This is a genomic window from Ilumatobacter sp., assembly GCF_030065885.1.
GTDB lineage: Bacteria > Actinomycetota > Acidimicrobiia > Acidimicrobiales > Ilumatobacteraceae > Ilumatobacter.
On record NZ_JASJCS010000046.1, the window covers coordinates 23,463 to 29,653 of the forward strand.

A 6,191-nucleotide genomic window follows, 5' to 3' on the forward strand; every position below is an offset into this window, starting at 1 on the left:
CGGGTCCCCACTACGACTGGGTCCGTGATCGAGCCCGCGACCCTCGATGCCCGGCGCCTCGCGTTCGACGACGCGGCCGCGGTGCAAGAACACTTCCACGCCCACGGCTGGACCGACGGTCTGCCGGTCGTGCCGCCCACCCCGGATGCGGTCGGCGCTTGCCTCGACTGGGCGCTGCTCGACCCCGACCACCTGATCGGCGTCGAGCCGGTTCGCCAACGGGCTGTCACCGCCGAGAAGGTGGCGATCAACGCCGTGATGGCGGGGTGCCTCCCGATGCACTTCCCGGTGGTCGTGACCGCGGTGACAGCGATGCTCGCCGAGCCGTTCCTCCTCCACGGCGCGACCGCCAGCACGGGTGGCTGCGGGCTCCTCGTCATCGTCAACGGGCCGATCCGCCGCGAGATCGGCATGAGTCCCACGTTCAACGCCGTAGGGCCGAGCGACCGTGCGAGCACGAGCGTCGGGCGGTCGCTGCGGCTCGTGCTCGGCAACGTGCTCGACGTGCGGCCGGGTGACATCGACCGCTCGACGCTCGGTCATCCCGGCAAGATCAGCTACTGCATCGCCGAGGACGAGGAGCACACACCGTGGTCGGCGATCGCCGCCGAGCGACTCGGCGACCCCGACGTGTCGGCGGTGACGGTGATGGCGGCGATGGGGCCTCGTCAGGTGATGAACGAGTGGACGACCGATCCCGCCGAGATCCTCGACACCTACGTCGCCGAGATCCGGGCCAACATGCGGCACTACTCGATCTGGGCCGGCAACTACGCGATCGTCGTCCCACCGCAACTCCGGGCGCACTTCGACGCCGCCGGGTGGTCGAAGGCCGACGTGCGCGCATACGTGTTCGAGCACGCTCGAATCCACCGGCGCGAATGGGCCGACTGCGGCAAGGCGAACGCGATCGGCGACAAGGGCGATCGCGAGTACGCGGCCCTCACCGCTCCGGACGATCTCCTCGTCATCGCGGCGGGCGGCCCGGCCGGCGGCTTCGGGGCCGTCATCCCGCCGTGGCTCGGCGCCAAGTCACGAGCGGTCACCGTCCCGATCGGCGCCTGCGTCGACTGTTGATGTTCGGGCTTCGCCGGAGCGACCGGGTCGGATCCGGCTCCGCCGACCGAGCTCGCCGCCTCCGCAACGGCGCCCACCGCCTCCGCTTCGCTTCGACGCTCGCCCGCCGAGCACCATCCACGACGAGCACCATCCACGACGTCCGAGAGGAGCGCCATGGCCATCGAAGTCCTCGATCCCACGTACGACGAGTCGGCGCCGGAGCTGCGGGTGGCACCCCGCCCGGATCGGCTCGACGGGCTGACCGTCGGGATCGTCTCCAACGGCAAGCACGGCACCGTCCCGTTCTTCGATGCGCTCGCCGTCGAGCTGCGCGACCGGTACGGCGTGGCCGAGGTCGTGCGGGTCGTCAAGCCGAACTACAGCGCGCCCGCCGGCGACGAGATCCTCGATCAGGCCCGGCGGTGGCAGGCCCTCGTCGCCGGGATCGGCGATTGAGGCAGCTGCTCGTCGTGCAGTCTGCACGACGCCGTGTCCGGTGAGCGGCTGGGTGTCCCGTCGGTCGCCGTCATGACGGACCGCTTCGTCTCCGCAGCGGAGCTGATGAGCAGCGTCCTCGGCGCGCCCGGGTACCGCTTCGTGACCGTCGACCACCCGATCAGCAGCGCCTCGGCCACGGAGCTCGCCGCCGCGGCCCGCACGGCAGCCGCCGAATGTGTCGCGCTCCTGACGGCGACCGCGACGAGCCCGACCGCCTCGGGCCCGGAGACCGGGGCCTCCTGACCCGACCAGCCTGCGCCGCCCGTCGGTGACGGCGCCGTGGCTGCGCGACGCAGCTCAGCGGCAGGTGTTCGTCATCGTGCCGACGCCGTCGATCGTGGTGGTGATGACGTCGCCGGGGGTGAGGAACTTGCCCTGGGCAGCGCCGACGCCCTCGGGTGTGCCGGTGAAGATGAGGTCGCCGGGAGCGAGCGTGAGGATGCCCGAGATGTACTCGATCAGCGCCGGCACGTCGAAGATGAGGTCCGAGGTGTTGCCGTCCTGACGGCGCTCGCCGTTGACGTCGCAGGTGATCGCGAGGGCGTCGCGGTCGGCGAGCGCATCGGGTGACACGAGGACGGGGCCGATCGGGCCGTAGCCGTCGCGGGACTTGCCGAGCCCGAAGTGCGGCGGCTCGGCAGCGAACTGGACCTTCCGGTCGGAGATGTCCTGCCCGCAGGTGACCCCGGCGACGTGATCCCACGCGTCGGCGGCGGCGATGTCGCGCCCGGCCGTGCCGATGACGACCACGAGCTCGGCCTCGTAGTCAGCGGCGTTCGACCGCAGCTCGACCTCGGCGGTGGGGCCGGCGATGCAGCTCGGGTACTTCGCGAAGACGACCGGGTTGGGCGGGAGGTCGCGGCCCGACTCCTCGGCGTGGGCGCGGTAGTTGAGGCCGATGCCGAACGAGTTGCGCGGTCGGGGGACCGGCGGGCCCAGCGTGACGTCGGCGAGCGCGCCCGTCGGTTCGAGGTCGCCGAGCCGGCCGGCGAGCTCGTGGAGGGCGGCGCAGTGCGCGATGGCGTCCATCGGATCGGGGCCGATCGTGCGTTCGGGCGCCGTGGACGTGGCGGCGATGTCGTGGTAGTGGTCGCCGTCGACGAGCGCGGCGCGACCGTGGACATTGGCGAGACGAAAGCTCATGGATTGCTCCTCGGAGTCGTACGGGTGATGGATTCGGAGACGGTGAGGGGGACGGAGATGGAGACGGAGAGGTGATGGATTTCGTGACAGAGACGGAGACGGCGACGGCGACGGAACCGGTGGACCTCGTGCTGGTGGTTCGGCAGGCCTCGACCGCCGAACGCCGGCCAGTAGCGTGCCACACCGATGGGCTGGAGCCGTGAGCCGCAGCATGATCGTGGTCGTGAATCGAGACGTCGATGACCGGTCGGATCGAGCCGTGAGCCGCGGCGTGCACGTGGCCGTGAACTGCGCCGTGCACAACCCGTGGGATGGAGCCGTCAGCTGCGGCGTGGATGACCGGTGGGATGGAACTGCGAGCCGCGGCGTGAACGTGGCCGTGGACCGCGGCGTGGACGACCAGCGTGGCGGGTGAGTCGGTGGATCCCGTCGTGCAGCGAACGCGCCACGCCCGCGGCCGTCACGCGGGCGAGGCGACGCTGGCACAGACGTTCGTCTTTCCGCGCGGCGTGACCGCGGCGGCGATCGGTGAGGTGTTGCGATCGGCGTCGCTCGTCGGCGCCGACTCGATCTTCGGCGACCGGCCGGGGGAGGAGGTGCCCGCCGAGGCGGGCACGCGGCACCTGCACGGCTTCTCGCCGGTGCCGGGCTTCCGCTTCGACGTCGAGGTGACCGAGCGCGAGCCGGGCGTGCTCGTGGCCTCGTTCGCGCAGCCCGACCGCCGGACGCCTTACCTGCAGGGCGACGCCATGTGGCTGCTCAGCGACGGCGCGGCCGAGGGCGCCGGTGCGGTCTTCGAGGAGGAGATCAACACCGGGCGGGCGCGTGTCGCGAAGGCGACACCGCTCTCCGGGCCGCGACCGTCGCTGCGACGCTGGTTGTTCTTCCGCGCCGGCCACGCCCAGGTCATGCGCGACGCCGCCAACCGGATCGCCCGCCTGGCGGGCGCCGGCTGACGATCCGCCCGCCCGGGCCGGCCTCAGCGGTCGAAGCCCGCGGTGTGGGTGGCGAACTGGCCGCCCAGCTGCATCTGCTCGGTCGCCTGCTTCATCTCGTCGGGGACGTCGCCGAGGAAGAAGAACGGTCCCGGTGTGGCGATCGCGAGCAGTTGGGGGAAGTGGCCCGCGGCGGTGGTGCTCAGGTGGAAGCCCATCGCCGCCGCGTCGGTGAACTCGTCGCGGACGTAGAGGGCGTTCTCCTCCTCGGAGGCATAGACGTGGACGGCCTCGGCGCCCGGCTCGTTCTGCTCCATCGCGTCGGTGACGTCGGCGTAGATCGACGTGAGCTCGTCGAGCTTGCCCGGTTGGGCGGTCCACTTGTAGACGACGGTGATGTGGTTGCTGTCCATGTCCTGCTCCTGCTGATGGTTGTTGCCGTGTGGCTTGAGTAACTGTTCGGTTACTTGTGAGCAAGGTAATCAATCAGTTACCCTGTGTCAAGACGCAGCAGCGAGAAACCTGGAGATTCGATGAGCGGCGTGAAGCAGTACGACCGGACCGAGTTGATCGACCTCGCGATCGAGCTGTTCCGGCGCCAGGGCTTCAATGGCACCAGCACCGCCGAGCTCGTGGCAGAGCTCGGTGTCAACCGCAAGAGCATGTACTCGGAGTTCGGGTCGAAGCAGGGGCTCTTCGAAGCGGCGCTCGAGCGGTACAGCGAGGAGCACCTCTCGCGTGTGCTGGCACCGATCGAAGCGCCCGATGCCGGCGCCGATGCCATCCGCGATGCGTTCTACGGCTACGCCGAAGCGAGTGAGGGCTGGGCCAGCGGGCGGGGATGCCTGATGTGCAACACCGCTGTCGAGCGGGCAGCGCTCGACCCGGGCAGCAAGCGCTACGTGACCGCCTACCTCGAGCGGCTGACCAGCGCGTTCCGGCATGCGCTCGGCAACGCAGCGCGATCGGGGGACCTCGAACCCGGCGCCGACCTCGACGAGCTCGCCGCCTTCCTCACGATGGCACTGATCGGGGTCGCCGCGTGCATGCGCGCCGAGGCGCCGCCAGAGCAGCTGCACGCGGCGTGCCGGGTGGCCACGAGCATGCTCGGAGCCCGCAGCGGCGCGACCGCTCGGTGAGTCGATCGGGCAGCGCCGTCGGCTCGGGCCGGCGTGCTCAGACCGGGATCAGCTCGGGTCGTCCGTAGACCTGCGCAGGAGCGAGCTCGGTCGGGAAGCGGTCGAGCAAGGCGCGCCGCGTCTCGAAGCACATGTGGCACTCGTCGACGTAGCCGGATGCGAGCGTCAGGTCGTGTTCGCCGGCGAGCGCCGCCGGCCCGCCCCGTAGCAGCGGCCCGCAGATGGGATGCGCGGACGGGTCGTACTCGTCGAGGATCGACGCCAGCGGCGTCCGCCAGACGTTGCCGATGCTCACGCCCTGACACAGCTGGACCTGCCCGTGCGGGTCGACGTGGACGCGCGTCGGGTGCTCGAGCTTCTCGTGCGGGCACTCGACGAGCGACTCGGGAGACCGGCGTGGCAGCCCTGCGGTCAGCATGTCGGCCGCTCGGCCGCGGAACATGACGTCACCTCCGACGATCGGCGCGCCGCGCTCACCGCTGCCGGATTCGATGCCGGGCGGCTCGATCGTGATCGAACCCACGGGGATGCCGAGCTCGCGAGCCACCCGTGCGGCGCGCGCCGCCGGGGTCTCACGCCCAGGGTCGGGCGCAGGTTCGGCGCCGCGCGCGGGTTCGGCGCCGTCATCGAGTTCGGTGCCGTGGTGGAACGCGTCGTCGCTGAGGCTGAGGTCGGCGAGACCGAGATCGGCCAGTCGCCGCAGCCACAGCACGGCGTCCTCGTCGCTCGTCGCCCAGTAGGCGTTGCTGACGATGCCGACGCGATAGCCCTGCTCCTTCGCCTCGCGGACGCTCGCGAGCAGGAGCGGGTAGTACAGGAATGCCTCGCCGCCCTCGAAGTACACCCACTCGATCGTCGGGACCTGCCGGGCCTCGTCGAGCAGTGTTCGCACCTGACCGATCGTCATGGTCCCGGGCGCCGTCGGCCCGGAGTAGACGAAGCAGTGGTCGCACTCGAAGTTGCAGGCGTAGGTCAACAGAACGTGCAGTTGCTGCAGTGCCATGTGACACCTCCACTGCCCAGCGTTCGCCGGCGCGACTCGCGCAGCCAGAGGCGAACGTCACTGGCAGTGGGGCAGCCCGGGCAGCCGAGTAGCCGGCGACGAGCGGGATGAGCGGACGAGACCGCCGGCACGGTGGACCCGGTCCGAACCCCGGATGCTCATGTGAGATCCATCGAAGCTCGGTCGAGGTCGGTCGAGGTCAGTCGAGCTCCGGTGATCTCAGGTGATCGGCCACTGCACCTCGGTCAGGTACTCCGACGGTTCGGTGGTCGTCGGGTCGTTCAGGTAGATCTCCCTTGCCGGACCGGCGAACTCGTGGCCGTGCTCGGTCACCCACCCGACGACCACCGAACCGTCGGAGTACCTGACCGAGGTGCAGTGGCCGATCACCTGAGATCACCGGAGCTCGACTGA

The 6,191-nt window shown here is 70.5% G+C and carries 7 protein-coding genes and 1 pseudogene; 4 read left to right on the plus strand and 4 right to left on the minus strand.

What is annotated here, in order from left to right:
• Positions 1–24 precede the first annotated feature (24 nt).
• Both QNJ12_RS11430 and QNJ12_RS11435 read left to right on the plus strand, forming a co-directional pair.
• On the plus strand, positions 25–1,077 hold the full coding sequence (locus tag QNJ12_RS11430; protein WP_300622774.1) for a hypothetical protein: 1,053 nt from the start codon (positions 25–27) through the stop codon (positions 1,075–1,077).
• A gap of 156 nt (positions 1,078–1,233) precedes the next feature.
• Positions 1,234–1,800 carry a UGSC family (seleno)protein gene (locus QNJ12_RS11435; RefSeq protein WP_300622775.1) on the plus strand — a complete coding sequence of 189 codons (567 nt, stop codon included), beginning with the start codon at positions 1,234–1,236 and terminating at the stop codon, positions 1,798–1,800.
• 54 nt (positions 1,801–1,854) lie between these two features.
• On the opposite strand, the gene QNJ12_RS11440 is transcribed toward QNJ12_RS11435, so the two are convergent.
• Entirely contained in the window at positions 1,855–2,700 is an 846-nt protein-coding gene (locus QNJ12_RS11440; protein WP_300622776.1) for a fumarylacetoacetate hydrolase family protein, read from the minus strand.
• 419 nt (positions 2,701–3,119) lie between these two features.
• On the opposite strand from QNJ12_RS11440, the gene QNJ12_RS11445 reads away from it, so the two are divergent.
• Entirely contained in the window at positions 3,120–3,656 is a 537-nt protein-coding gene (locus QNJ12_RS11445; protein ID WP_300622777.1) for a hypothetical protein, read from the plus strand.
• A gap of 23 nt (positions 3,657–3,679) precedes the next feature.
• Here QNJ12_RS11445 and QNJ12_RS11450 read toward each other — a convergent pair whose 3' ends face one another.
• On the minus strand, positions 3,680–4,048 hold the full coding sequence (locus tag QNJ12_RS11450; RefSeq protein WP_300622778.1) for an antibiotic biosynthesis monooxygenase: 369 nt from the start codon (positions 4,046–4,048) through the stop codon (positions 3,680–3,682).
• Between the two features lie 120 nt (positions 4,049–4,168).
• On the opposite strand from QNJ12_RS11450, the gene QNJ12_RS11455 reads away from it, so the two are divergent.
• Entirely contained in the window at positions 4,169–4,774 is a 606-nt protein-coding gene (locus tag QNJ12_RS11455) for a TetR/AcrR family transcriptional regulator (RefSeq protein ID WP_300622779.1), read from the plus strand.
• Positions 4,775–4,811: 37 nt separating this feature from the next.
• Here QNJ12_RS11455 and QNJ12_RS11460 read toward each other — a convergent pair whose 3' ends face one another.
• Positions 4,812–5,777, minus strand: a complete 966-nt coding sequence (locus QNJ12_RS11460; protein WP_300622780.1) for a radical SAM protein — start codon at positions 5,775–5,777, stop codon at positions 4,812–4,814.
• A gap of 219 nt (positions 5,778–5,996) precedes the next feature.
• A pseudogene (locus tag QNJ12_RS11465) lies at positions 5,997–6,125 on the minus strand (GyrI-like domain-containing protein); the annotation flags it as partial.
• Positions 6,126–6,191: the final 66 nt, after the last annotated feature.